Origin of the sequence: Rhodococcus sp. WS3 (assembly GCF_003797085.1) — a bacterium.
Taxonomy (GTDB): domain Bacteria; phylum Actinomycetota; class Actinomycetes; order Mycobacteriales; family Mycobacteriaceae; genus Rhodococcus_F; species Rhodococcus_F globerula.
Map to the genome: position 1 here is coordinate 1545883 of NZ_RKMA01000001.1, position 25928 is coordinate 1571810.

At 63.1% G+C, this 25928-nt stretch carries 19 protein-coding genes; 5 read left to right on the forward strand and 14 right to left on the reverse strand.

Features of this window, described 5'->3' with window-relative positions:
* Window positions 1-55: 55 nt before the first annotated feature.
* Window positions 56-1234 (forward strand): serine hydrolase domain-containing protein, encoded by a 1179-nt coding sequence (locus EEB13_RS07140; protein ID WP_141484908.1) that lies wholly within the window; start codon window positions 56-58, stop codon window positions 1232-1234.
* A gap of 66 nt (window positions 1235-1300) precedes the next feature.
* Here EEB13_RS07140 and EEB13_RS07145 read toward each other — a convergent pair whose 3' ends face one another.
* The 9 genes from EEB13_RS07145 to dnaK form a co-directional block, all read right to left on the reverse strand.
* The gene (locus EEB13_RS07145) at window positions 1301-2473 is read right to left on the reverse strand and encodes an NADH:flavin oxidoreductase (protein ID WP_033235702.1); all 1173 of its coding nucleotides are present in this window, start codon (window positions 2471-2473) and stop codon (window positions 1301-1303) included.
* Between the two features lie 134 nt (window positions 2474-2607).
* Window positions 2608-3327, reverse strand: a complete 720-nt coding sequence (locus EEB13_RS07150; RefSeq protein WP_033235703.1) for an ABC transporter ATP-binding protein — start codon at window positions 3325-3327, stop codon at window positions 2608-2610.
* Window positions 3327-5177: an ABC transporter permease subunit gene (locus EEB13_RS07155; RefSeq protein WP_141484909.1), complete on the reverse strand. Its 1851-nt coding sequence runs from the start codon at window positions 5175-5177 to the stop codon at window positions 3327-3329. The genes EEB13_RS07150 and EEB13_RS07155 overlap by 1 nt, the downstream gene beginning before the upstream one ends.
* Before the next feature lies 1 nt (window position 5178).
* The gene (locus tag EEB13_RS07160) at window positions 5179-6036 is read right to left on the reverse strand and encodes a branched-chain amino acid ABC transporter permease (RefSeq protein ID WP_033235705.1); all 858 of its coding nucleotides are present in this window, start codon (window positions 6034-6036) and stop codon (window positions 5179-5181) included.
* On the reverse strand, window positions 6033-7250 hold the full coding sequence (locus tag EEB13_RS07165; RefSeq protein ID WP_141484910.1) for an ABC transporter substrate-binding protein: 1218 nt from the start codon (window positions 7248-7250) through the stop codon (window positions 6033-6035). Before EEB13_RS07165 ends, EEB13_RS07160 begins: the two co-directional genes overlap by 4 nt.
* Window positions 7251-7592: 342 nt before the next feature.
* Entirely contained in the window at window positions 7593-8000 is a 408-nt protein-coding gene (locus tag EEB13_RS07170) for a heat shock protein transcriptional repressor HspR (RefSeq protein ID WP_033235707.1), read from the reverse strand.
* Window positions 8000-9175 carry a molecular chaperone DnaJ gene (dnaJ, locus tag EEB13_RS07175; RefSeq protein WP_033235708.1) on the reverse strand — a complete coding sequence of 392 codons (1176 nt, stop codon included), beginning with the start codon at window positions 9173-9175 and terminating at the stop codon, window positions 8000-8002. The genes EEB13_RS07170 and dnaJ overlap by 1 nt, the downstream gene beginning before the upstream one ends.
* A gap of 22 nt (window positions 9176-9197) precedes the next feature.
* Window positions 9198-9803 carry a nucleotide exchange factor GrpE gene (gene grpE, locus EEB13_RS07180; RefSeq protein ID WP_092802553.1) on the reverse strand — a complete coding sequence of 202 codons (606 nt, stop codon included), beginning with the start codon at window positions 9801-9803 and terminating at the stop codon, window positions 9198-9200.
* Window positions 9800-11653 (reverse strand): molecular chaperone DnaK, encoded by a 1854-nt coding sequence (gene dnaK, locus EEB13_RS07185; RefSeq protein WP_033235710.1) that lies wholly within the window; start codon window positions 11651-11653, stop codon window positions 9800-9802. Before dnaK ends, grpE begins: the two co-directional genes overlap by 4 nt.
* A gap of 251 nt (window positions 11654-11904) precedes the next feature.
* On the opposite strand from dnaK, the gene EEB13_RS07190 reads away from it, so the two are divergent.
* On the forward strand, window positions 11905-12423 hold the full coding sequence (locus EEB13_RS07190) for a hypothetical protein (protein ID WP_187328502.1): 519 nt from the start codon (window positions 11905-11907) through the stop codon (window positions 12421-12423).
* On the forward strand, window positions 12420-13430 hold the full coding sequence (locus EEB13_RS07195) for a TIGR03617 family F420-dependent LLM class oxidoreductase (protein ID WP_141484911.1): 1011 nt from the start codon (window positions 12420-12422) through the stop codon (window positions 13428-13430). Before EEB13_RS07190 ends, EEB13_RS07195 begins: the two co-directional genes overlap by 4 nt.
* Here the strand turns inward: EEB13_RS07195 and EEB13_RS07200 are convergent, their stop codons facing one another.
* From EEB13_RS07200 to EEB13_RS07220, 5 genes are all read right to left on the reverse strand, one after another.
* Window positions 13431-14102 (reverse strand): FMN-dependent NADH-azoreductase, encoded by a 672-nt coding sequence (locus EEB13_RS07200; protein WP_141484912.1) that lies wholly within the window; start codon window positions 14100-14102, stop codon window positions 13431-13433.
* A gap of 24 nt (window positions 14103-14126) precedes the next feature.
* The gene (locus EEB13_RS07205; protein WP_092802564.1) at window positions 14127-15710 is read right to left on the reverse strand and encodes an MFS transporter; all 1584 of its coding nucleotides are present in this window, start codon (window positions 15708-15710) and stop codon (window positions 14127-14129) included.
* Window positions 15711-15814: 104 nt separating this feature from the next.
* Window positions 15815-17287, reverse strand: a complete 1473-nt coding sequence (locus tag EEB13_RS07210; RefSeq protein WP_141484913.1) for a dynamin family protein — start codon at window positions 17285-17287, stop codon at window positions 15815-15817.
* Window positions 17284-19158: a dynamin family protein gene (locus tag EEB13_RS07215; protein ID WP_141484914.1), complete on the reverse strand. Its 1875-nt coding sequence runs from the start codon at window positions 19156-19158 to the stop codon at window positions 17284-17286. Before EEB13_RS07215 ends, EEB13_RS07210 begins: the two co-directional genes overlap by 4 nt.
* A 106-nt stretch (window positions 19159-19264) precedes the next feature.
* Entirely contained in the window at window positions 19265-21520 is a 2256-nt protein-coding gene (locus EEB13_RS07220; protein ID WP_141484915.1) for an IniB N-terminal domain-containing protein, read from the reverse strand.
* A gap of 305 nt (window positions 21521-21825) precedes the next feature.
* Between EEB13_RS07220 and EEB13_RS07225 the strand changes: the two genes are divergently transcribed.
* Together EEB13_RS07225 and EEB13_RS07230 are read left to right on the forward strand one after the other, a co-directional pair.
* Window positions 21826-23454, forward strand: coding sequence for an Hsp70 family protein (locus EEB13_RS07225; protein ID WP_141484916.1), 1629 nt, complete (start codon window positions 21826-21828; stop codon window positions 23452-23454).
* 13 nt (window positions 23455-23467) lie between these two features.
* Complete coding sequence (locus EEB13_RS07230; RefSeq protein WP_141484917.1) at window positions 23468-25885, forward strand: helix-turn-helix transcriptional regulator; 2418 nt, start codon at window positions 23468-23470, stop codon at window positions 25883-25885.
* The last annotated feature ends 43 nt before the right edge of the window (window positions 25886-25928 follow it).

Below are 25928 nucleotides of genomic sequence, written 5' to 3' on the forward strand. Positions count from 1 at the left end.
ACGGGTCTCCTAACATTCGGGAGTCCCATCAGCCCTGTATTCGAAGAAGGTCTTTGTGAAGTCCGCTCAACGCAAGGTTTTAATACCTGCACTTTCCGCAACATTTTCCATAGCAATCGTTATCTCGACCGCAGTCGGCGCCGGGGCTCAGCCGATCAATTTCCCTACCACCGGATCTGCCTTTCTCGATACCGGTTCCCTGAGCGGAAGCACGGATCCCGCGCTAGCGCAGCGAATCAACGCAGCATTTGCCGCGCATGGCATTCCCGGAGCACAGGTCGTGTACACGGACGGCAAGGGACGACAGGAGTTCAACTACGGTGTCTCGAGCATCGAGACCGGCAACGCCGTCACGTCGGATACCGTCTTCGAGGCCGCCTCGCTGACCAAAGTGGTGGCGTCGTACGTTGTCCTCCAACTGGTGGACGAGGGTGTCATCGATCTCGATCGGCCACTGTCCGAGTATTTTGAATACCCACGCATCGCGGCCGATCCTGCAGCCCACAAGATCACCGCCAGAATGGCGCTGACGCACACCACCGGCCTGCCCAACTGGGCGACCGGCCCATCGAGTGCAGAGTTCGAGACCACGCCGGTCAGTACTACTTTCGAACCCGGAACCCAGTGGTCATACTCGGGTGAAGGCTTCTATTACCTGCAGAAGACCGTCGAGTCGCTCACCGGCACACCGTTTGCGGAACTTGCCTCGCAGCGCGTCTTCCAGCGTTTCGGAATGACAAGCAGCGACTTACTGACCAACCCGGCCTTCGAGGCCGTCACCGCGGTCGGTCATACCGCCGACGGCACGGCAAAGGCCCTGCGCAATTTTCCCCGGGCAAACGTCGCGTACACCCTGAAGACGACGGCCGGCGACTACTCGAAGTTCCTGCGCGGAGCACTTCTCGCAGGCGAAGGACTCGAACCTGCAACTCGGGACATGATGTTCACCGCTGCCGGCAGCGCTGACCACGGTGGCAGCAACAAAGACGCGATCGACCACATCAAGTGGGGCCTCGGCATCGGACTGCAGGAAAATGAACTCGGGAAGGCGATCTGGCACTGGGGCGACAACGGCGCGTTCAAAGCCTTCTTCATCGCTTACCCCGAGACAGGTCGCAGTGTTGTGATCATGACAAACAGCGAAAGCGGACTCGAAGCGGTCAACGACGTCGTTCACGAGTTCTTCGGTCCCATGACGATGTATGCCACGGACTGGATCAAGGAAGCCGAGTAAATTCACCCTTCGGACGGCTGCGGCCCGACATCACGAAGATGTCGGGCCGCAGCCGTCCTCGAACGTTCAGGCGCGCTCGACCAGCACGCAGCGCGCACCGCTGAAGATAGTCGGCATGCACTTGTTGCAGTGGATGCACAGCGATCGGGTATCGGATTCTGCCGCAATCCGATTCACCAGGTCGGGTTCACGGAGCAAGGCGCGGGCCATCGCGACGAACTCGAATCCTTCCGCCATCGCGGTATCCATCCCCGCCTTGTCCGTGACACCGCCGAGCAGCACGAGCGGCAACTTCACCGCAGCACGGATCTGCCGAGCCTCTTCCAGCATGAACAGCGGCTTGTAGGGATACGCATGCAACATGCTCTTACCCACGAGATGCACACCCAGTCGAACCGGTTGCGGCATCGCGGCAGCGAACTCACGGATCGGCGCGTCACCCTTGAACAGGTACATCGGATTGAGCAGCGAACTGCCCATCGTCAATTCCAACGCGTCGACACTGCCGGACGCCTCCAGCCACTGCGCCACCTGAATCGCTTCGTCCACCCAGAATCCGCCTGGCACACCGTCATCCATGTTGAGCTTGGCCAAGATCGCAATCTTGTCGCCGACAGCGTCACGAACGCTGCGTGCGGTCTCGAGAACAACCCGGGCCCTGTTCTCGAGCGATCCACCGTAGGAATCTTTGCGACGGTTCAGTTTCGGGCTCAGGAACGAGCTCGCGAAGTAGTTGTGGCCGAAGTGGATTTCGACTGCGTCGAATCCTGCCTCGACAGCAAGTTGTGCGGCGCTGCCGTGTGCGGCAGCAATGCGGGTGATGTCCGCGGTGGTTGCGGTGCGAATCATTCTCATGCTCAACGGATTAAATGAGCTCGACGGTGCAAGTGCGGGCAGTCCGGTCGACTTCTGATTCGCGACCGGGCCGGCGTGTCCGAGCTGAGCGGACGCGGCCGCACCTTCGCTGTGAATCGCGTCGGTGAGCCGTCGCAGTCCGGGCAGGGCATCGGGCCGCATCCATAGTTGGCCGTATTCGGTGCGTCCCTCGGGCGCAACTGCGCAGTACGCGACGGTAGACATTCCAACGCCGCCTGCTGCCGGGCGCCGATGAAATTCGATCAGGTCGTCAGTGACCAGTGCATCGGGAGTTTTGCCTTCAAACGTTGCGGACTTGATGATGCGGTTTCGCAGGGTCACCGGACCGAGCTTTGCCGGAGCGAGCACATCAGGAGCAGTCATCGAGTTTGCCTCTCACAGGAGTTGTTCGACGACGGTAGGCGCATGCTCGACGGCTGGCTACGGGCCGTGCCACGGAGCGGGAGACAACTTCAGCCCGGCCGTGGTGGCCGGGCTGAAGTCCTTTTCGCTGCTGTTCAGACGCGTCCGAAGTACGCGTCCTTGAGCACTGCCAGGTCGTCGATGTCCTTGGCGTCGGCGTCGAGAACCACCTTGCCGATGTCGAGGACCGTCACGTGATCGGCGACGCTCATCGCCGCCTCGACTGCCTGCTCCACCAGCAGGACCGCCAACCCGGTTTCCTTGAGTTGCTGGACGCGGTCCATCACCTCACCGACGATCACGGGAGCGAGACCGCCCGAAGGTTCGTCGAGCAGGAGCAACCTCGGCTGCGCCATCAGCGCCGCGCCGATCGCGAGCATCTGCTGCTGGCCGCCCGACATGGAACCGGCGGGAAGCGCACGCTTCTCCCCCAGGATCGGGAACATCTCGTACATGGATTCCACGGATTCCATGAGTTCGCCGCGTTTCACTTTGCGGGTGTACCCGCCGAGAAGAAGGTTCTGCTCCACGGTCTGTTTGTGGAAGACCCGCTTGCCCTCCTGCACGTACGCCATCCCCTGGCGCACCCGTTTGTGCGCGGGAACTCCGGTGATGTCGGCGCCGTCCATCTCGACGGTCCCCGACGCCACCTTGTTCAGCCCCGACAGAGCGCGCAACGTGCTGGTCTTGCCGGCGCCGTTGCGGCCGAGCAGAGCCGTGACCTGGCCGGGATAGACGTCGAAGGAGACATCCCAGACGACGCGTAGATCGCCGTACCCGGTCTGCAGGTTGCGGACCTTGAGAATCGGTTCCATCACTTCACCTCACTGCTCTGATGGTCGACGGCACCGATTTCTTCGAGAAGCGCTTGTTCGTCACCGGATTTCACCCCGAGGTACTCACTGAGCACGCGTGGGTGGTGTTCGATGGCCGCCGCGTCACCGGTGGCGATCACCTGCCCCTGCGCCAACACCACGATCTCGTCCGCGAGTGAGAGTACGAGCCGGAAGTTGTGCTCCACCAACACCACTGTGGCCCCGGCATCGCGCAGTACCCGGATCAGATCTGCCAGACGTTCGAGTTCGTCCTCGTCGAGTCCCGATGCCACCTCGTCGAAGAGAACGACTCGCGGTTCGGCGATGACGGCGCGGGCAACTTCGAGCATACGACGCATCCCCAGTGGCAGCGACGTCGCGATCTCGTTGCGCAGGTGCGACATCCCGACCAACTCGAGCACCCGCTCGGCTTCGACGATGTCGGCTTTCGCGACCTTACGGAAGCTCGGCAACCGCAGCACAGCCGACGCCATGGACGCGCAGTGCACCGAATAGCGTCCGGAGGCAACAGCTTCCAGGACCGTGATGTTCTCGGGAATCGTCGGAGTCTGGAAGGTCCGAGCGACACCGACACGCGCCACCGTGTGCGGTGAGGATTGGGAGACCACCGTGTCGCCGATCGTGATCACGCCGGCATCTGCGGTGTAGAACCCGCAGATCATGTTGAGCATGGTCGTCTTACCCGAACCGTTGGGCCCGATCAACGCGGTGACCTTACCGGCCTCCGCGCTCAGGGTCGCGGCGTTGAGTGCCTGGTTGCCACCGAACGCCTTCGATACCCCGTCGACCACCAACCGAGCGCCGTTGATCGGCGCCAGTTCGACTGCGGCGCTGCCATCCTCCTTCGGAAGTACGGCGCCCAGACCCGCCCTGCGATCAAGTTTCGAGACCATCGAGCGGCCGACCTTCGTCAATCCACCCGAGAGCAGCACACCACCGATGATCAGGAAGCCGCCGTAGAAGATCAGCGAGTACTCCTGGAACGCCGTCGACTGATTGGGCCCGAGCTGCATGATCGCAGCACCGACAACGGCGCCGTACACGCTTGCCGCGCCGCCCAGGATCGATGCCGCCAGAACTGCTGTGGCAAAGGTGAACCCGAACGCTTCCGGCGAGATGAACAGGTCGGTGTTGGCGAACAACGCACCCGCCAGACCGGCCGGGAACGCGCCGATCGCATAGCCGAGCAGTTTCATCCGGAAGACCGACACACCCTGCGAGGACGCCAACACCGGCGACTGCTTGAGCGTGCGGAACGCGATGCCGTGGCGTGAGACCACCAGGTTGCGCATCACCGCGAACCAGAGGACGGTCACGACGACGACCACCATGTAGTACTGCTGGGTGTCGAGTTCGGAACCGAAGAGCGTCGGCGGCTCCATGCCGGTGAGGCCGTTTCGGCCACCGGTCTTGCCGCCGAAGATCGCCAGTACGTCGGGCACGAGCAGCACCAGGAAGAACGACGTCATGGCGAGTGACCAATTGCCCAGGCGCAGACCGGGAACACCGGTCAGAATACCGACGCCCAGAGCCACCGCACCGGACGCGGCGAGCTGGACCAGGATGTCGGTGTGACCGGCTTGCGACATCAGACCCGCGGTGTAGGCGCCGGCCGCGTACATCGCGGCCTGCCCGAGCGCCAGTTCACCGGCAAAGCCGAGGCTCAGATTCAGACCACTGACCACCAGCGCCAGGATGCACGCCAACTGAATCTGCCGCGACGTCGACAGGTCGAGCCCCATCACGGGCAGCAGCAAGATCACCACGGCCAGGACCAGCGGGAGGATCCAACTCGGAAGGGAACGGAAAGTCCGCCACGCGCTTACCATTTCACACCACCCGTTCTCGGACATTGCCGAACAATCCGGCCGGTTTGACCATCAAGATGACGATCAGCACCGTGAAGACGGCGATATTGCTGTACTGGCTGCCCGCCCACAGCGCGGTGAACGATTCCACCAGACCGACGGTCAGCCCGCCGATCAAAGCACCTGGCAGAGAGCCGAATCCGCCGATCGCCAACGCCACGAACCCCTTCAGTGCCAGCGCGGCACCCAACGTCGCGACCGCAAACGTCTTGGGACCGACCAACAGTCCCAGGACACCTGCCAAGGCACCGGAGAAGGCAAACGCTCCCAGTGCCAGCCGTCGTACGTTGACTCCGCGCAGCATCGCCGCTTCACGGTCTTCGGAGATTCCGATCAGCGCCAGACCCGTCATCGTCTTCTTCGAGACGTAGCTCAACCCGATGACCAGTGCGATCGCCGCAACCAGCAGGGCGATCTCCACCGGGTAGGTACGGCCGCCGAGCAAGGTGATGGGATCGTTCGAGCCGAAGAACGGAACCGTGAGAGGCTCACTGCCCCAGATCAACTGCGTCGCACCGTTGAGCAGGGTGGCAACGCCGAGTGTTGTCACCAATTGATTTTGATGATCGGCGACCGGTCTGATCGCGATGATCTCCTCCACTGCTGCCAACAGCATGACCGTCACGGTGGCCATGACCGCCACGACCAGAACGGGGAGTTTCAGAGTGACCAACCCGGTGTAGGCGACAAAGGTGCCCACCATCATCAGCTGAGCCTGAGCGAAGTTGAACGTGTTGGAGGAAACGAAAACGATGTTGTATCCGATGGCGACGAGCACGTAGACCGCGCCGAGCGCCAACCCGGACCACAGAATTGTCATGAGGCGGCCGGGTTTCCGAACTGGCCGTTGAGGATCTTCGTGGGGCTGATGAACTGCAGCTCACTGGTATTCGGGTTCGGACCGTGGCTGTCGGCACTGAAATTGTAGCGAGAGAGGAACGCCGTCTTGGCATTCTCCTGGACCTCAGAGGTTTCCAGTGCTTCGGCAAGCTTCTTCGGGTCGGTCGAGCTGCCGGCCTTCTCCGCTGCGGCCGCAACCAGGGGGAACGCGTCGTAGTTGTCCGCGAGGATCAGCGTGGACGGGATGGAACCCAGCGATGCCATCGTGTCCACCATCGTGTTGACCAGTTCGTTGTTCGGATCGAACACCGTGCTGGTGAACACCTGCGTCACCAGGTTCTTCACCTGCGGAGTGCCCAGGACACCGGCGGGCGGATCATTGGCGATGAGGTTGGTGGCCGATACCGACGTGTTGCCGATCAGTGGTACATCCCAGCCCAGACGCTCGAGGCTCTGCAGGACGTATCCGAGCGGGGCGCCGTACGCGTCCAACGCAATTGCCGTGGCCCCGGAGTTCTTGAGCGACTGCAACTGTGCCGTCATGTCCAGAGCGGCAGCGTCGTACTCTTCGTTTCCGGCGGCCTTCAGCCCGGCATTGCCGAGCTCGGTTGTCATCTCCTCGCCGAAGAGCTCACCGTAGGCGGTGCTGCCATGCAGAACTCCGACACTGGTGTAACCCTTGGTCTTTGCGTACTCGGAGATTCCGCGAGCGGTATCCGTCGCACCAGGTGCGAGGTCGAAGTTGAGCGGGAACTTCGCGGGGTCCGTGGAATCGGGCGAGGGCGCCATGCTCATCGACAGGATGTTGTTCTGCTTGAGGATCGGCAGCACCGCAGCCGCGATGGACGACGGGCCGGAGTTCAGGTAGAGGTCCGGCTTGTTGCCCGAGTTGATCGCCTCACGCAGCTTGGTCACCGCGATGGTCGCGTCGCCTGCATCGTCCACCGTCGTCAACTCGATCTGACGACCATCGATACCGCCGGCCGCGTTCTGGACCTGGACGCCGGCCTTGGTCGCGAGCAGCGACGTCTGCGAGTTCGCCGCCAGAACGCCCTGAGCGCTGATACCGCCGGTCAGCAGAACCCGGTAGGGCGAGTCTGCTCCGCCTTCCGAATCGGTGGAGCCACTGCAACCCGCGAGAGTCAGAGCCGCCGTCGCAGCAACTGCCGCCACAAGAATAGGCCGACGTTTCATGTCCGCACTCCTAGAACCCATTTGTATCGAACGTCAGGCGAATACCTGACGTGGAATTAGCCCGACCGATGGACACACCTCGTTTTGGGCATCAGTCGACCAAGCACCCGCTTGATAATCCAGCAAGCGGTTGCTTGGGTTCGAAGCATAGGATGTGATCTGGCTAACGTCAAACGGGCCATCCAGGCGAACGCTATGCACATTCAGGCCGTCTCGACAGGGCATTTCCCGCTGGGTGGAAGTACATGAAAATCATCAAAAGAACGCAGCAAAACGGCCCGGTGACCTTTGCGAATCCTGTGATTCGAAGGCCACCGGGCCGTAAGTTCGTGCTGCTACGCGCTACCGCTGATTACGCGGTTTCCACACCACCAACGCATTGTTGCGCGGTATCGGCACCAGTTCCCGGCGGTAGCCGGCATGGACCTTGGCGATCTCTTCAGCCATTTCCCGAACTCGATGCTGCAGAGCCTCGACCTGATTTGTCAGCTCGATGATCCGCTTGATTCCGGCAAGATTGACGCCTTCATCCTGCGAAAGGCGTTGCACCTCACGAAGAAGCGCAACATCTCTCGGGGAGTAACGGCGCCCGCCACCGGTGGTGCGGTGCGGGGTCACCAAACCGAGACGGTCGTAGTTGCGCAAGGTCTGCGCATGCATGCCCGCCAATTCGGCGGCCACGGAAATTACGAAGATCTGAGCATCGGGGTCAAGCGATACGTCTCTCTGATTCTTCGGCTGCTCGGTCATCACACACCGGCCCACCCGGCCCGTGGATCAAATCCGCTCGCCTTCTCTGCTTCGAGATAGGTCTCGAGCGCTTCGATCGCCGCGTCGTCCAGCTTCTGCGGGACAGACACTTTGACAGTGACCAGCAGATCGCCGGCTCCTTCAGGCCGCTTCGGGATGCCGCGTCCGCGAACCCGCAGAACACGCCCGTCCACAGTTCCTGGTGGAACCTTGACGCCAACACGGCCTTCCAGCGTCGGTACCGACAGTGTGGTACCGAGAACCAGTTCGCCGTAGCTCACCGGCACGGTGACCGTGAGGTCGTCGCCGTTGCGTCCGAACACGGAGTCGGGACGCACCCGGATGTTGACGAACAGGTCGCCGGCGGGAGCGCCGCGGAGTCCCGCTTCGCCCTTGCCCTTGAGCCTGATCTTCTGACCGTCACTGACGCCGGACGGCACGCGCACCGTGATGGTGCGGGTGCGGTTGGTGACGCCGCTGCCGTGGCAGTCCTCGCAGGGCGAGTCGATGATGGAACCGGTTCCCCGGCAATCGTCACACGGCTCGCTGAATCCGAAAGCACCCTGGTTACGGTTGATGACACCGGTTCCGTTGCAGTGCGGGCACACTCGCGGGCTGGTGCCCGGCTTTGCGCCGCTGCCGTGGCACGTGGTGCACGATGCCGGGCTGGTGATCCGCAGCGGAACCGTGACACCGAGCGCCGCTTCGCGGAACCCGAGTGTGGTTTCGGTTTCGAGATCCTTGCCCCGACGCGGACGATTAGCGGACGAGGTTCGCTGACCGGCGCCGCCGCGGTTGAACAATCCACCGAAGATGTCGCCGAGACCTGAATCCTGACCGCCGGCACCGCCGCCGAACAGGTCGTTGATGTCGAAGCCGCCGGCGCCGGGGTTGAATCCGCCACCGCCGCCTTGCGCCCGGGGGCCGAATCCGCCACTGGCAAAGAGCCTTCGGGCTTCGTCGTATTCCTTGCGCTTCTCCGGATCCGACAGGATCGTGTTCGCTTCACTGACAGCCTTGAAGCGCTCTTCGGCCTTGGGATCGTCAGGGTTGGCATCGGGATGCAGATCCCGAGCCAGCTTGCGGTACGCCTTCTTGATCTCGTCGGCCGAAGCTGAGGACGAGACGCCCAGCTCCTTGTAGAAGTCCTTCTCGATCCACTCCCGTTGACTCACTGGGCGTCTCCTCCTCTCGCTGTTACTTTGATTCTTCTTCTGCGCCTGCGCTGCCGTCTGCAGGCTGCTCGCCCACTCGATCGGCAACGCCTACCATCGCGTGTCGCAGGACGCGGTCACCGAACTTGTAGCCCTTACGCATGACCACACTCAGGACCGGGTCGGCTCCTTCACCTTCGTGCTGCACAGCTTCGTGCAGTTCGGGATCGAAAGCGTCTCCCACGGCGCCGAACTCGCTCAAACCGAGACCCGTGAGGGTGGTGTTGAGCTTGTCCGCGAGGGCTCGCAGCGGACCCTCTTCGAGGTCTCCGTGTGCACGAGCGCGATCCAGATCGTCGAGGATCGGGACGAGCACTCCCACTACGGAGGCCTTCGCGTTGGCGATGTCGACCTGCTTGTCGCGGTCGACGCGGCGCTTGTAGTTCATGAACTGTGCCTGCAAGCTCTGCAGGTCTGCAGTGCGTTCTGCCAACTGGTCAGCCAACGTCGCTTCTTCCACGATGGCCTCGGCTTCCTGCACTACCCCTGTGTCTTCCGAGTCGAGCGGCGGCCGGCCTTCGCCGGCCGCCTCTCCCTGTGCACCGGTCTCGGGGTCGACCGGGTTGTTCTCGGAGTTGTCCGAGGTCACTTCTTGTCCGAGTCGGAAGGCTCGTCGACAACCTCGGCGTCGACGACGTCGTCGTCATTGCCTGCGCCGTCGGTGTTTCCGGCTTCGCTGGCTGCGGAGGCCTCGTAGATTGCCTGGCCAAGAGCCTGCGACTCGGTGCCCAGCTTCTCCACGGCGGTCTTCACTGCCGAGATGTCGGTGCCTGCGAGGGCGTCGTTGACGTCCTTGATCGCTGCCTCGACCTTGGTCAGGATCTCCTCGGAGACCTTGCCAGCGTTCTCGCCGTCACGCTGTTCCTTGACGAACTTCTCCGTCTGATGGACCAGCGACTCGGCCTGGTTGCGGACCTCTGCCTCTTCGCGGCGGGCCTTGTCTTCCTCGGCGTGAGCCTCGGCGTCCTTGACCATGCGCTCGATCTCTTCCTTGGACAGACCGGAGCCGTCCTGGATCTTGATCGTGTTTTCCTTGCCGGTGCCCTTGTCCTTCGCGGTCACGTGCACGATGCCGTTGGCATCGATGTCGAAGGTGACCTCGATCTGCGGGACGCCACGCGGTGCGGGCGGCAGATCCGTGAGCTCGAAGGAGCCGAGAAGCTTGTTGTGCGAAGCGATCTCGCGCTCACCCTGGAACACCTGGATCTGCACCGAAGGCTGGTTGTCGTCAGCCGTGGTGAAGGTTTCACTGCGCTTGGTCGGGATGGTGGTGTTGCGCTCGATGAGCTTGGTCATCACGCCACCCTTGGTCTCGATACCGAGCGAGAGCGGTGTGACGTCGAGGAGCAGAACGTCCTTGACCTCACCCTTGAGGACACCGGCCTGCAGAGCAGCACCGACGGCCACAACCTCGTCCGGGTTGACGCCCTTGTTGGGCTCACGGCCACCGGTCATCTCGCGAACCAGGTCGGAGACAGCCGGCATACGGGTGGAGCCACCGACGAGAACAACGTGGTCGATGTCCTTGACGGAGATGCCACTGTCCTTGATCACGGCCTGGAACGGCGCGCGGGTGCGGTCGAGGAGATCAGAGGTGATCTTCTGGAACTCGCTACGCGTGAGCTGCTCGTCGAGGAACAAGGGGTTCTTGTCCGCGTCGACCGTGATGTACGGGAGGTTGATGGAGGTGCTCTGCGAGCTGGAGAGCTCGATCTTCGCCTTCTCCGCAGCCTCACGCAGACGCTGCAGGGCCATCTTGTCCTTGGTCAGATCGATGCCGTTCTGAGCCTTGAACTTGTCGACGAGCCAGGAGACGATGCGCTCGTCCCAGTCGTCGCCACCGAGGTGGTTGTCACCGGAGGTTGCGCGAACCTCGACGACGCCGTCGCCGATTTCCAGCAGGGAGACGTCGAAGGTGCCGCCACCGAGGTCGAAGACCAGAATGGTCTGCTCGGTGTCACCCTTGTCCAGGCCGTATGCCAGTGCAGCCGCGGTGGGCTCGTTGACAATACGGAGAACGTTGAGGCCGGCGATCTGGCCGGCTTCCTTGGTGGCCTGACGCTGTGCGTCCTCGAAGTATGCGGGGACGGTAATCACGGCATCCGTGATTTCTTCGCCGAGGTAAGCCTCTGCGTCACGCTTGAGCTTCATGAGCGTGCGAGCGCTGATTTCCTGCGGCGTGTACTTCTTGCCGTCAATCTCGACATTCCAGTCGGTGCCGATGTGGCGCTTGACGGAGCGGAGGGTGCGATCGACGTTGGTGACCGCCTGGTTCTTCGCAGGCTGGCCGACGAGGACCTCGCCGTTCTTTGCGAATGCGACGACGGACGGCGTGGTACGCGAGCCTTCGGAGTTGGCGACCACTACGGGCTCGCCGCCCTCCAGCACTGCTACTACCGAGTTGGTCGTACCGAGGTCGATACCGACTGCACGAGCCATAGTGTTCCTACCTTTCGTTCTGCGGTGCTCTGTCCGAGTGCTTGATCTCGGCCATGACCGCGCGTTTTTCGCTTGGTGAGCGTCCTCCGCTCAAGTTTGCCCTCAACCGAGGCTGAGAGTCAACTCGAAGTTGAGCCGGGGGCGCTCAAGCTTGTCGAAATGGTCAACTACAACACCGGTAAATTTGTTCCCGGCCTCCGAGAAATTTCCGAAATGTGCTCCGGATCACCCGGACTGGTTACGATCGGCCCGTGACGGATCCCGACAAATCTCCCAGCGCCGGTACGCGCCCCAGTCCCGCGAGGCCCGCAGTCTCGATCCGTCCGCTGCACCAGCACTCGCCCCATCGAACACCAAAAGTCTCGATGGCGGCCTGGGCGGGGTCCGTCGTTGTACTCCTGGCAATCGCCGCGATCATGATCGTGAACCTGACCGAGATCCGTAGCGCACTAGAGGCGTCGATCGCGCGGGACAATCCCGATTACTCGGCAACCGACATCTCCGACGCGGTCACCGTCGTCCTGATCGGCAGTGGCGCCGCTGCTGTCCTTCTACTTCTGTTCACGCTTCTGACAGTGCAACTGTTGTCTGCCCGGAAGGCTTCCGCTCGGATCGTGGGCGCGGCGGTGGGCGTACTCGGGATTGCCGCCGGCCTGGGATTCCGGTCATTGGTCTCGGGCGCCGACGACGTGAGCGCCGTACTCGGTTGGGGACCACTCCTGTACTGCGCACTTGTAGCGGTAGCGGCGATCACCGGCCTGCGCCGATGAAAGTTCACATTCAGCTCGACTCCGCACCCGGCAACGGGGCCGCCCGCAGTCGCGAACTTGCCCAGACCGGCGCCGGTGGGCTTTTCACGTTCGAAGGCCCACACGACGTCTTCTTCCCGCTCGTGGAAGCCGCGTCGTCGGTGGAGTTGGACCTCATGACCAACGTCGCCATCGCGCTCCCCCGCAGCCCGATGCACCTGGCACATTCCGCGAACGATCTCCAACTTCTCAGCCGGGGACGGTTCCGCTTGGGCCTCGGTTCGCAGATCAAACCGCACATCGAGAAGCGCTACAGCGCAACGTGGTCGCGGCCGGCGGCGCGCATGCGGGAAACCGTCAGCGCGATCACCGCAATTTTCGACGCGTGGGAACACGGAACTCCCTTGAACTTCCGTGGCGAGTTCTTCACCCACACCCTGATGCCGCCCACCTTCAACCCCGGCCCCAACCCGTTCGGTCGCCCGCAGATTCTGATGGGCGCACTCGGGCCGATCATGACGCGAACCTCGGCGGCAGTGGCCGACGGTCTGCTGGTCATGCCGTTCCACTCCGAGCGCCATTTCCTCGAGCGAACCCTGCCGGCCGTCGACGCCGGCCTCCACGAATCCGGCCGCACCCGAGAGGAATTCACGATCATCCCGCAGGTGATCGTGGGCGTCGGACGTGGCGGCGAGCAACTGGATGCAGCGGCCCGCGGAGTCCGCAGCCTGCTCTCGTTCTACGGCTCGACCCCCGCCTACCGGCAGGTGCTCGACATCGAAGGTTGGGGCGACGTACAGCCCCAGCTCAACGCGCTGTCCAAACGAGGCGGGTACGCCGAAATGGCGTCACTGATAACCGATCCCATGCTGACAACACTTGCTGTCGTCGGCACGCCGGAAGAATGCGCTACCGAAATCCGGCGACGATTCGGAAATCATGCCACCGAAGTATGTTGCTATTTCCCGGGTTACGACGCGGATCCGGCAGATGTGGCGTCGATGATCTCGGCGCTCGCCCAATCCTGATCACGCCGCCTGATCGCGCCCCAACGTGCCGGCAAGATCGATCAACGAATCACGGGCAGCGCTCAGGCTGATCTTCCCCTGCTCGATCAGCGGTGCCATGGGCGGAATACGCTGCGCCAAAGTCAGTTCCGCGGTGATAACGCTGACGTTCATACCCATCGAAACACCCAACACCTGAACGAGCGGCGGCACGGTATGGTCATCGCCTTCGTTCCCGGAACCCGGCGCATAGGTGTTTCCGCGACTGGACACGATCACCACCGGCTTACCCGCCATGGGCTGAGCAGAAGTTCCAGCAGGCGGCGTATCAAAAGGCACAGTCGTTCCCAGGACATGCACGTAGTCGATCCACGCCTTCAACGTGGACGGGATCGACCAGTTGTACATCGGTGCACCGATCACGACAACATCCGCAGCAGCGAGTTGCTCGATGACCCGACCCTGCAGTGCTTCTGCGTCGGCATCCGGCTGCTCTCCAGCCACTCGCAGCCGCTGTGCGTAGTGCAGGGCCGCGTCCGAGAGGTGTGGCAGGGGATCCCGGTGCAGATCCAACCCGACTACCTGATGTTCAGGGCTGATCTCGGCCCACGTCTGAGCGAACAACGCGGTGAGTTCACGGGACGTCGATGTGTGAAGGTCGGCTGACGAATCGATGTGCAGTAGCTGTGGCATCCTTCCATCAGTACCAGAGCGCGCTCAACTCTTCTCCTCTGCGAGATCGGATTCCGCCGCGTACTGCGCCAGCAGAACACGCTCGCGCTCGCGATGCGGGTAGAAGAACGTCACCACCGCGCCGCCGACGCACACGATGATGATTGCCGCAATGTAGGCCTTGGTATCGCCGTCCAGGAAGGCGCTTTTGGCGGCGGTCATGATCTGATCCGCGTATTGCGGGTAGCGCTCTGCCAGAACTTCGGCGCTGGAGAACGATTTGGTGAGTGCGGCCTGAGTTTCGGGGGTTACCTGGGATGCTTCCGGCGATGACGAGATCGCATTCCCCAACGATTTTGCGTACCCGGCCGTGAGTATTCCACCGAGAATGGACTGCATGATGGCGCCGCCCAGGTCGCGTTGCAGATCCGAGGTACCCGACGCCATACCTGCGCGGTGTACGGGAACGGACCCGGTGAGGGAACGCGATGCGGGAGTACCGGCCAGGCCGACGCCGATGCCGACAAGCGCGTAGGCGAGCGCGACCTGCCAGTACTGTGTGCTTTCGTTCCACATGAACAGCGCGACAAACAATCCGAGAACCACAAACAGGTAACCGGAGAGCAGAGTGACGCGGGCGCCGTACCTTTCGATCATCGTCGCCGACCGCGGCGCAACGATCACCATCGCAAGAGCGGCCGGAATGATGGCCGCACCCGCCGCCAGCGTCGAGTAACTCAGTACGTTCTGCAGGAACTGCTGGCCGATGAACATTGCGCCCATGAGCGAACCGAACACCACCAAGCCGCCAACGGCCGCTACCCAGAAGGTGGGACGAGCGGCTACGTGGAGGTCGAACAGTGGATTGACTGCGCGTCGTTGTTGCAGGAAGAACCCGATACCTGCGACCAGTGCGATCGCGCCCAGGACCAACGCCATTGTTCCGGAGCCCTTGACCGGTGCGAAGTTGATGGACAACACCAGCGCCCCGATGAAAACGACGGACACGATTCCGCCGAGATGATCAACCGGATCGGTGGTCTCGTTGACATGGGCGGGAACCAGAATCACCGCGCACACCAAGGCTAGGAGAGCCAACGGGAGGGTCACGAAAAAGACCGAGCCCCAATCGAATTTCTCGAGCAAGGCCCCGGAAACGATCGGACCGAGAGCCGAAATCGCGCCACCGATCGCAGACCACATCGCGATCGCCTTGGTCCTCGCCGGCCCCGCCCACAGTGCCGTGATGATCGCCAGCGTTGTCGGAAACGCCAAGCCCGCCGAGATACCACCGACGATGCGGGCCGCGAACAATACTTCGAAGCCGCCTGCGAACCCCGCGACGAGTGACGCCGGAATCGACAACGCCATACCCGTAACCAGGAGCATCTTGCGGCCGTATCGGTCACCGACCGCACCGAGATACAGGACCGTGCCTGCCAATCCCAGTGAATACCCGACGGCTATCAGATTGAGTTGCGTCTGACTCGCGTCGAACGCCTTGCCGATGTCAGGCAGGGCGACATTGGCCACCGACAGATTGAGGTTTGCCACCGCCGCAACCAGAATGAGTGTGCCGAGTACGTACGTGGCACGATCCGGAGACTTCGACGTGATGTCGTTCGACATAGGGCTGCTCCCAACGAGGCCGAATCCGAACCAGGCGTTTTGTCCGGATCATTCCGAACTCAACATAGATCCGTCAGCTCGCTCGCGCAGGACTAATGACATCCCTATTCGGCCACGATTTCCGCGAGCACACCTTCCGCACTGCGCGCTGCGACCTGACACGCTCTCGCTGCGAACTGATCGAACAGTGGGTGCGACGACAATGTGCGCCACCGCTGCGCTGCGTCCGCGGCCTGGGCGCGCTGAGCATCGAGGCTCTCCCCTTCTGCCGCCCCCAAGCGCTCGTGCGTTCTGATTCCGTGGCCGCCGATCAATCGCTGCAACGCCGCAAGATCTTCGGGCGAGAGATCGGTGTGAACCGATCTGAGCCGCCCGAGCAGTCGTAGTTCACGAAAACCGTGCACGTCGGCGAGGAGTCGCGCCGCCGACGCTGCGATCGGTGCAGTGTTCTCGCGCGGGTTGCGTTCGAGCAGTCGGCTCAGTGTTACCAGCGCTGTATGGGATTTGAGTTGGTCGGCGCGCTGGCCGAACTGAACGTCGATCACCCGACGCAACTCGTCCAATCCACTGCGGCGGAGCAATTCCGCTGCCAGCGTGGGAGAATCGCCGACGCCCAACTTGACCGACGTCACCGCCAGCCGAATCCCGAACAGCCCGAACCGTTCCACCAACTGAGCCCGCATCGCCGCATCGACCGGCAGCGAACTGTCTTCGCGGACAAAACGATCCGCCGACAGCATCGCCGAGCTCAGATCGGCTGCAGGCACCTCGGCAAGCGCCGCGAACGCGGCAAACTCGCTCTGCCGCAAAGTTCGGGCAGCCAGTGCCAACAGTCCGGCGACCGGCACCACCGACTGGCACAGGCCCGAGCGGCCGAGTTCCTCGGCAAACCGTCCCGCCACATCGTCGGCCGACGCCATCGCGTCCATTCGGCCCGCGCCCACTTCGTCCGCGCGCGAGAGCACCCCGATCACACCGAGCGGACCTGATTCACCACCGACGTGTTCGGCAACTTTCGTCAAGAACTGCAGGTCAGTCGCATTCAGCGCCCGCAGCAAATACACGACGGCATCAGCGCCCGGCACCCCGTCGTCGGGAACAAGGGCTTTCCACGTCCGGGCCGACACGTCGGTGGACAGCGACGACGTGCCTGGTGTATCGATGATCGTCATGCGCGCCAGCGCCGACGACGGCCACTCCACGTCGATTCGATCGACGATCTCGGATGTTCGCTCACCCAGATCGAACGTCAGCCGGCCGCTGTTGCGTGCCACCGGTATGTGGAACTCGGTGCCGCTGGAGTCCGTAGCGCTTACCTTCGGCGTCGTGCCGTTTCGATACCAGGTGACAACTCGTGTGCATTCGGTTGCATCAGTCGGTGCAATATCCTGCCCGACAAGAGAATTGAGAAGCGTCGACTTACCGGCCTTGAGCGAACCAGCCAGAGCTACCCGCAGCGGCTCGTCCAACCGCGCCGCGCACTCGTCCAATTGAGCACAGAGTTCCGGGCTGTCGACATAAGATCCTCGCGCCTGCTCGATCAACGTGCGCGCCGACTCCGTGGCGGTGACGTTCATGCTCCGACCTCAGCCTTCCGAGACCTGCCCGCTTGCACTCGCTCGCCGACCAACGATCCGGCACGCGTGGTCAATTCCTCTGCCGCACGCAGATTCTCCTCGAGCTGCGCGATACGTCCTGCCCGCTCGCTCGATTCCAATTTGGCCGCCTCCTGCGTCGCTCGCAACGATTCGTTGATCGATCGCAAAGCCTGCTCGGCGATGTCGGTGAAATGATCACGCAGGAGCCGCTGCACCAGGCGGAGCCGGTCTTTCGATTCCTTGCCCACCTGGAAACTCACGTCGTCCGCGTAGCGCCTGATCGCCGACTTTGCGTCGGCCCGGCGCTTCAGCACCTGTGTCTGCTTGTCTTCACGATAAGCCTTGGTGCCAAGCAGAACTCCGGCACCGATCGAGATCGGATTCACCAACGCCATACCCATCATCGTGGTGATCAGCCCGAACATCAGGACGCCACCGTAGGAACCGCGCATGCCCACCAGAACTTTCTGCGTAATGCCGATACGGCCGGATTCGAGATCCGACAGCGCCGCAACAGGTTCGAGGAAAGCGTCGGTGTCGGCAAGGTCGATCTGCGGCAGTGCCACGTCACCGGTTTCGGCGAAGTGTTCGGCCACTACCTCAGCCAACCACTGCGCACGATCGTGCGCCCAGACGAAGTTGTCTCCGATGGCTGTGGCGATCTCTTGCTCGAGCCAGGTCCCGACGGCATCCCAGTCCTTGCCCGGGTCACACTCGTCGACAGTTTCCTCGGCCGCTCGGGTGACGCGGCGCAGACGATCACGCAGGTCGTGATCGATATCTGCAGCGAGATCTGCGATTCCGTCGCCGAGGCTCTGCTGCCAGCGGGAGGTCTTCTTGTGCAGTTCTTCTGCCACTTCCCTGGCCCGATGCAATCCGGCCACTGCTGCTTGCGCCGTCGACGGATCACGCAGCGCCGCAAGCTCACTGCCCATTTCCAGCGACAAGTGGGCGGCAATGGACTGCACGTCCATCACCACCGCTCGCCGCGTATTTGCCTCGCCGCGCGCAACAACCTTGTCCCGCAAGAACTGATAGAGGTCGGGGAATCCGGATTCCGCATCGAGTTCCCGGTCGTCCAAGCGCAGCGCATGCGATCGCAGGACGGAAGATATCGGAATCAGCGGAAGCTCGAGGCCGGCGCGTTGCAGGTGACCATGATTTGCGTCGACAATCCGACGCCAGTGAGGGTACAGATCCGTCTTGCTGACAAGACCGGCAACAACGGGGCACAGATTCAGGACCTGCCGGATGAACGCGACTTCAGGCTCGGTGAACTCCGCACTGGAATCCGAGAGCACCAGCACCGCATCTGCCGACGTAATCAATCCCAAAGTTCCAGCAGCATGCGGATTTCCGTGCCCTCCGACGCCCGGTGTGTCGATGAAGACCAGCCCGTCGGCCAACAGCGGGCTCGGAACGGAAACGTCGATGCGGAGGACTTCCCGTCCGTCGGCCCGTGGTGTTGCGGGCGTTATGCCGAGCAACTCGTCGAGCGGGAGCGGAACTCTCCGAGGTTCACTACCAGGTTCGGCCAGAACCAGCTCTGCGCCAGCGGTTTCCCCGTACTGAACTACCGTCGCAACGGCCGTTGTCTCGTCGTCTCCGACGGAACACACGTCGCAACCGAGCAGCGAATTCACGAACTGGCTCTTGCCCTGATTGAGCGGGCCTACGACAACGATGCGAATCCGGGGATCGGTGACGCGCACCAGCGCGCTCTCGGCGCGTGCGACCAGATCGGATCGATCGATATCTCTCGCAAGTACCGCCGTTCGATCGAGCAACGACGCGGCCGCCGACGCGACGCGTGCCTTACGACTGCTGACCTGATCCGCTGCAGTTTCCATGTGTTCCGTCGACTCGCAGTTCTTCCGATTCGGCAATTCCGGCCCTGCACGCTTAGCGCACACAGGGACGGAATTGTTACATCAGTCCGTTTCCGTACCCGCTGACTCAGGGGTGCAGGTTGTCGAGTACTGCCAGCGGATCGACATGCTCGACAGCGTCGGCAACCGAGTCCGGCGCGAACAACGACTCCGAGGAATCAGCGTCAAGGGAGCCGCTTGATCCGGTTCCGAATGCGTCACTGGCGTCGATCGACGACCAGGGGTTGGTCGAGCTACCAAGACCGCCATCGAATGAACCGCCAAGACCACCATCGAACGATCCACCGAGTGCGCCTGAACCGCCAAGTGCGCCCTCGAGCGAGCCACCGATCTGCGTCGCCGCATCAGTGACCGTGTCGAGGCCGGCTGCTGCATCGAGACCGGCACCTGCGTCAAGCACACCGCCAACCGTCGAGTTCAGCCCGGCGCTGACCCCGCCGATGTCCAGCCCTTCAGCGGAGAAGCCGCCGAGATCGAGTTCCGGCAGATCCGCGCTGACGGAACCGAGGTTCACGGCCCCCAGGTCGAGGCTGGGCAGGGTTGCGCCGATCGAACCGGTATCGAATCCGCCGGCGTTCAATGCTGCATCCAATGACGCACCAAGCCCTGCGACGGCGTCGCCGCCGATTGCCGAGCCTGTGGATCCGTTCAACACGCCGCCGAGTGCGCCGCCGAGGTCTGCTCCGACCGATCCTCCGCCGCCCAGAGCGCCGGACAACACCGTGGAAAGCTCGGTTCCGAGATCCGCGCTCCCGCCAAGCACGGCGTCGAGGTCGAGTCCGCCGCCGAGAGCCAGAGCTGAATCCAGAGCGCCTGCCAACGCAGCTTCCACCCCGGTGTCGAGACTGCCGCCCACTCCCAGTGCGCTTGTCAGCGCCCCGCTGAGCACGGTGCCGAGATCCAGATCGCCGGCCAGCCCGGTCAATGCGCTGACGTCCGTCAAGGCCCCCAGCGTGCCGCCGAGAGACGCTCCGAGATCGGTGCCGATCGATCCGCCGGCCGCGAGTGCAGTGGACAAGGCAGCGCTCAGATCGCCGCCGAGATCGATTCCACCGCCCAGCGCCAACGCCGATTCCAGTGCGCCCGACAGCTCTGCGCCCAATCCGCCGCCGAGAGCCAGAAGCCCGTCGAGGCTCCCGGCGCCGTCGAGCACTCCGCCGAGCGCCAGACCGAGGTCCGCACCGATATCTCCACCGACCGCGAACACCGGCGCCAATGCTCCGGATAGCCCGGCCGCCAGGTCCAGCCCACCGGCTGCGGCGATCGCAGCGTCCAGGGCTGCTCCCAACTCGGTCGTCAGAGAGCCACCCACTCCGAGTGCCCCACTCAGAGCCGCACTGAGCTGAGCTCCGACGTCGAGAGCTCCCCCCAGATCAACCACGGAACCGAGACCGAGACCAGCTTCGAGGACTCCGCCAAAAGCAGCTCCGAGCTGCGAGCTGATGTCCCCACCGAATCCGAGAGCCGCGCCCAGAGCACCGGCAAGATCACCGGCGACGTCGATGCCACCACCGAGTGCCAGCGCCGATTCGAGTGCGCCTGACAGGCCGGCACCCAACCCACCGCCGAGAGCGAGGAGTCCGTCGAGGCTAGCGGCACCGTCGAGCACCCCGCCGAGCGCAAGACCGAGGCCCGCACCGATATCCCCACCGACCGCGAACACCGGCGCCAATGCTCCGGAAAGCCCGGCCGCCAGGTCCAGTCCACCGGCTGCTGCGATCGCAGCATCCAGCGCCGCACCCAACTCAGCGGTGAGAGAGCCACCCACGCCGAGCGCCCCACTCAGAGCCGCACTGAGCTGAGCTCCGATATCGAGAACGCCCTCCAGATCAACAGCCGAGCCCAGCCCCAGACCAGCTTCGAGGACGCCACCAAAAGCGGCTCCGAGCTGTGCACTGATGTCACCACCGATTGCGAGGGCAGCGCTCAGTGCCGCGGCAAAATCACCGGCGACGTCTATGCCACCACCGAACTCACCACCGAGCGCGCCGCCGAGACCCAATCCGGCTCCCGCGCCGAGACCGACGCTGCCTCCCAAACCGAGGCCAGCACCCAGTCCGCCGCCCAGTCCGCCGCCCAGGGTGCCGCCGAGTGCTCCGGCCGCCTGGGTTCCGGCGTTGACGATCGCGGACAGGTCAGCGCCCGCTCCGGCAAAAAGTCCGGACTCGGCGACAAGAGGTGCAACGGCGACGATGTCGGCAGGACTCACCTCGCACAGGCCGGCTGCATTGAGTGCTGCGACGGGATTTGCGCAGTACTGAGCGGCGGCCTCGTCGTCACGCAACAGACCGAGAATGAATTCGAGTACGGCATTGGTAGCCATTGGGTTCTCCTAGAATCTTGGTGAATATCGCGGTTCGAGCGGATGGTGCTTCGCTGCATGCGAATCGACTGCCGTCAACGCTAAGTCGATCGAGCGCCGACCCCAACGGGGAACGCCCCCACTCCTGCTCCAGATCGCAGAGAGAATCCCCCGGTATCGGCGTTAGGGGATTTGCCCCCGATAGGGGATCGCTCCCCTACTTCGCATCGAGGAGCCTCCGGGGAGTAACAAACCCGTCCTTCATCCCGACATTGCAGACAACTGCGACGGGCGTTCGATCATCCACTACCGAGGAGTTCACTTTCATGGAGGCAGGGCTCGGCATCGGTATCGGCTCGACAACTCTGGTGGCCGTCGTCGACAAACTCGACGACGCCCCCGCAAGCTCCCGACGTACCGTGCGGAGTGACAGTGTCGTTCAACTGGATCCGAGCAGCGTCTTCACCGATTTCGTGGAACGCGTGGGTGACCCGGTTCCGCTGTTCTCCGCCGACGGGACCCCACATCGCGGCGAGGACCTCACCGCGGTAGCGATTACGACGCTGATGCGCGACGCTCTTGCTGATCACGACCAGCCGAGCCACGTTGTCATCGCCCATCCCGCCTGGTGGAGCCGTCACGCGGTTTCGGCATTGGAAAACGCTCTGTCTACCAAAATGATTCACGACGCCACCCCGGTAGATACGACGCTGGTCGCGGAGCCGATTGCCGTGGTGGACTGGTTACGCACTTCCGGTCACCCCGATTCGGATGGGCTCACCGTGGTCTTCGATCTCGGTGCCCGATCGCTCGACATCACTGTCGTGACCACGACCGGTGGAAATACCACGATCGTCGGCAAGCCCCTGCACTCCGACGACATCGGCGGCGACGAGTTCGATCAGCTTGTCACCATGCATCTACTCACCGAATTCGACCGCGATACACACATCGACACGTCCGTGCCGGAGACTCTCGAAGCCTTGACAGCGCTTCGTGGCCACGCTCGCGAGGCCAAGGAAGCTCTGTCGTTCGATACCGAAACGGTTGTCCACGTTGATCTTCCCGGCGACTCCCACAACCTACGGCTTGTCCGGTCCGAACTCGAAGACTTACTCCGTCCCGCGATCACACGATCGGTTGCCTTGGTACACGAGGCGATGCGATCAGCCGGTGTCGAGTCGAACGACGTCAGTCATGTTGTTCTCGCGGGCGGTAGCTCGTCCATCCCACTGGTCGCGGAACTGTTGTCGTCCGAACTCCGAGTACCGATGATCGCCGCACCGGATCCACGATCCTGCGCGGCGGCCGGAGCTGCAACTCGCGCAACCGCAATAGGAAATACCGCTACTGCCGTCGAACATTCGCAGCCGAAACCGATTCCCGTTCCGGCATTCTCGACACCGATTGTTGTTACTTCGGACCCCGAGGCCACATCGGCGGCGCGGCGCTCGTCCCGAGTGGGCATCGTCGCAGCTGTCGTCGGCGCGTGTGCGATCCTCGCGGCTGGTGGACTCGGAATCGGTACCGCCGTGGACAAGATCAAACCCGCTTCGAGTTCCGCCGACCCGAGTATCGAATCCCCTACTTCCGCAACAGTGTCCAATCCGAGCGCGCCATCGGGCTCCGACCCGGTGGCCGACGCCGCGCCGTCGACAGGCGCAGCTGTCGCCGTCACCGGGTCGCCCGCCCCCGGCACCCGATCTGTGGGCGTCGCGACGACGGGGGCTGCCGGAACGGGTGCGCCCGCCGCACCAGTAGCCACAGACTCACCTGCTGCCGCGCAGCCGAACTCCGATCCCACGACCGCCCAGCAGAACGTCGACTCCGGTTCGCCATTTCAGATTCCACAGGTCCCCGCGTTCGAGGTTCCGGAGCTTCCCGTTGTTGTCGCGCCGCAATTCCCGGACCAACTGACACTGCCAACGGCCATCCCACGCTTTCCCGTCGGATAGCCGAGGCTGCGTCGTGAACAGTGAATCTCCTTATATCCGTGACTTTCTGAGCACTATCGACTTGGAGGCCGAACCGCTGAGGTTGTTTGTCACCGGTTCCGGTGCAAGTGCTCGGCCACAGCTTGTCGCAGCGGTGCACCGACGCTTGATCGGCCGCGAAGCCGTCGTCGTGACAGCCGATTTCACCGGAGACGACCGTGGGCCCGATACCGTTCTCTTGATCGACAACGCGCTGGACCTCGACGCGGCCGAGCTTGCGAAGGTCCTCGAAACGCTGCGACGCACCAACATCTCAGCCATCGTGGCGACGGACATGGTCGATCCGCGTCTGGCCGACACTGCGGCCGACTTCTCCGCGTCAGGTTCGGTACTCCACCTGGACCGTTTGCGCTGCTCGGATATTCAGGCACTCGCGAACGGGTACGGGCATTCACTCGCGCCGGACGAAGCCAGCGATCTCGAGTTCTTGTCGGGTGGACATTTCGGAGCCCTCGACGCGGCCCTTCGGTCGCCGGTTCGGGGGCGTCAGACCGTCGACGATGCACTTCGGGGGTACTTCGCCCGCACCGTGGGTGCGCTCGATGCCCGGCAACGCGAGATTCTGCACATCTCGAGTATCGTGCACAATCTCGCGCCCGACGAACTGGAACTCGGCGGTCCGAGCGACGCATTCGATCGCGCGCTGGGAACGGGACTGTTTGCTGCGCAATCCCCCGCGATCGTCGAATCACTGGCGCATCCTCTCGGAGTCGGCCCGGAGCGCGCGACACTGGATCGAATACTGGACCGGCGCATCGAAGCGGGCGTTCTCGATATCGACACCGCTGTGCGACTTTTTGATGCAGGAGTACGTCACCCGGGGATCGCACAACACTTCTACGAGCACGCCAAGCGCGCCACCCCCGCTGCGGCCGCGGACCTGTATCAGCGGGCTGCGGTGATCGAATCCCCTTCTGCCGAAACCATGCTGCACCACGCGGAGTGCGCGGCCTCGCACGGCGACCTCGATACCGCTGTCAGCCTGACAGATTCGATACTCGGCGATCAGAGCGCACAAGACGCCGATCTAGCTGTTGCAGTGCGAATCTCAGCAGCGGTATCCGCAGTGTGCGGTCAGATCGCCTCCGGCGCAGAACTCTACGCGTGGCTCGGCCCCGCGCGAGCAGACGCGGAATCGGCATTCGGAGCGATCCTCCTCGTCGCGTCCGGCCGCATCGACGACGCCACGGCGATGCTCGCCGGAACCAGCGGCGCACCATCGCCAGGCAGTACCGGTACCGGCCTGCTCGCCCGTGGACTCATGCAGTCGCTGACGGGACCGCCTCCGCTTGCGCTCAACACGATGTCCCGGGCGCTGACACTGCCTCGATCTCCTGGGGCTTCGCGCTTTCAGGCCGACTCCCCTGCTGCCATCGTCGCCACTGCACTCATGCACACCGGAGCACATGATCGGGCTAGAGACGTTCTGGCGAAAGCAACCCCAGCGCACGACACATCCAGCCATCTGTGGGCCCGTCATCAGATTCTCGCCGCGTGGGCAGCACTGCTCGCCGGCAGTGAAAACCCCGTCGCCGACATCCCCGAATCAGCGCTCACGGATTCCCTCGGCCAGCGCGACACATTGTTTCTCCTAGCGTTGGAAGTGGGTGTCGCCCGGAGATTCGGGGACCTCGAGGACGTGCGTCGCACGTGGTCTCGGGCGTCGGGAACCCTCTTCGAATGCAGCGTCAATCTGCTCGATCTGTTGCCGATCTGCGAATTGTGGCTGGCCGCAGTTCGTCTCGGCGATACGGAACACGTCGACCATCTCATCGACGAGGCTCAGGATCTGCTACGGCTGCTCGGCGATCCGCCGCTGTGGTCGTCGCTGTTTCACTGGTACGGCGTCCAGGCCGCGATTTTGGGACAATCCCCGGCTGATCTGCTGCCGCACGCGCGTGCGCTCGCGGAATCAGCCAAGATCCACTCGTATTCCGCAGGTCTCGCCGAAGCCGGCCGCCAATGGCTGCTTGTCCTTCAAGGAACGGTGAGCGGCGACGAAATCGAGACCGCTGCAAGAACTCTGAATCGAATCGGTCACTCGTGGGACGCTGCGCGCCTTGCGGGAGAGGCCGCGCTTCGGGCACCCGACACCAAGTCCGCAACAACGTTGCTTCAGCTCGCGCGCTCCTTTCGGGTCAACACACCTGAGCCTGGTTCCTCGAGAGAAGATGCCAACGCACTCCCCGACTCGCCCTTGACCGAGCGCGAACACCAGATCTCCGAACTTGTCGTACTCGGGCTCACCTACCGCGAAATCGGTGAGCGCCTCTACATCTCCGCGAAAACCGTCGAACATCATGTCGCGCGCATCAAGCGGAAAGTCGGAGCGCAGTCCCGTTCAGAACTCCTGGTAGTCCTGCGCAGCCTCACGACCCAGAACCGGAATTAACTGAATATTCACCCTCCCGACACGAACGAGCTTTCGAGTGGTA

Bases quoted from the DNA above. Each gene is read 5' to 3' on its own strand.
- EEB13_RS07155 (WP_141484909.1), bottom strand. From the start codon at position 5,177: ATGGTAAGCGCGTGGCGGACTTTCCGTTCCCTTCCGAGTTGGATCCTC.
- EEB13_RS07165 (WP_141484910.1), bottom strand. From the start codon at position 7,250: ATGAAACGTCGGCCTATTCTTGTGGCGGCAGTTGCTGCGACGGCGGCT.
- EEB13_RS07225 (WP_141484916.1), top strand. From the start codon at position 21,826: ATGGAGGCAGGGCTCGGCATCGGTATCGGCTCGACAACTCTGGTGGCC.
- EEB13_RS07145 (WP_033235702.1), bottom strand. From the start codon at position 2,473: ATGACTGCTCCTGATGTGCTCGCTCCGGCAAAGCTCGGTCCGGTGACC.
- EEB13_RS07195 (WP_141484911.1), top strand. From the start codon at position 12,420: ATGAAAGTTCACATTCAGCTCGACTCCGCACCCGGCAACGGGGCCGCC.
- EEB13_RS07200 (WP_141484912.1), bottom strand. From the start codon at position 14,102: ATGCCACAGCTACTGCACATCGATTCGTCAGCCGACCTTCACACATCG.
- EEB13_RS07205 (WP_092802564.1), bottom strand. From the start codon at position 15,710: ATGTCGAACGACATCACGTCGAAGTCTCCGGATCGTGCCACGTACGTA.
- EEB13_RS07160 (WP_033235705.1), bottom strand. From the start codon at position 6,036: ATGACAATTCTGTGGTCCGGGTTGGCGCTCGGCGCGGTCTACGTGCTC.
- dnaK (WP_033235710.1), bottom strand. From the start codon at position 11,653: ATGGCTCGTGCAGTCGGTATCGACCTCGGTACGACCAACTCGGTAGTA.
- EEB13_RS07170 (WP_033235707.1), bottom strand. From the start codon at position 8,000: ATGACCGAGCAGCCGAAGAATCAGAGAGACGTATCGCTTGACCCCGAT.
- EEB13_RS07220 (WP_141484915.1), bottom strand. From the start codon at position 21,520: ATGGCTACCAATGCCGTACTCGAATTCATTCTCGGTCTGTTGCGTGAC.
- EEB13_RS07215 (WP_141484914.1), bottom strand. From the start codon at position 19,158: ATGGAAACTGCAGCGGATCAGGTCAGCAGTCGTAAGGCACGCGTCGCG.
- EEB13_RS07150 (WP_033235703.1), bottom strand. From the start codon at position 3,327: ATGGAACCGATTCTCAAGGTCCGCAACCTGCAGACCGGGTACGGCGAT.
- EEB13_RS07210 (WP_141484913.1), bottom strand. From the start codon at position 17,287: ATGAACGTCACCGCCACGGAGTCGGCGCGCACGTTGATCGAGCAGGCG.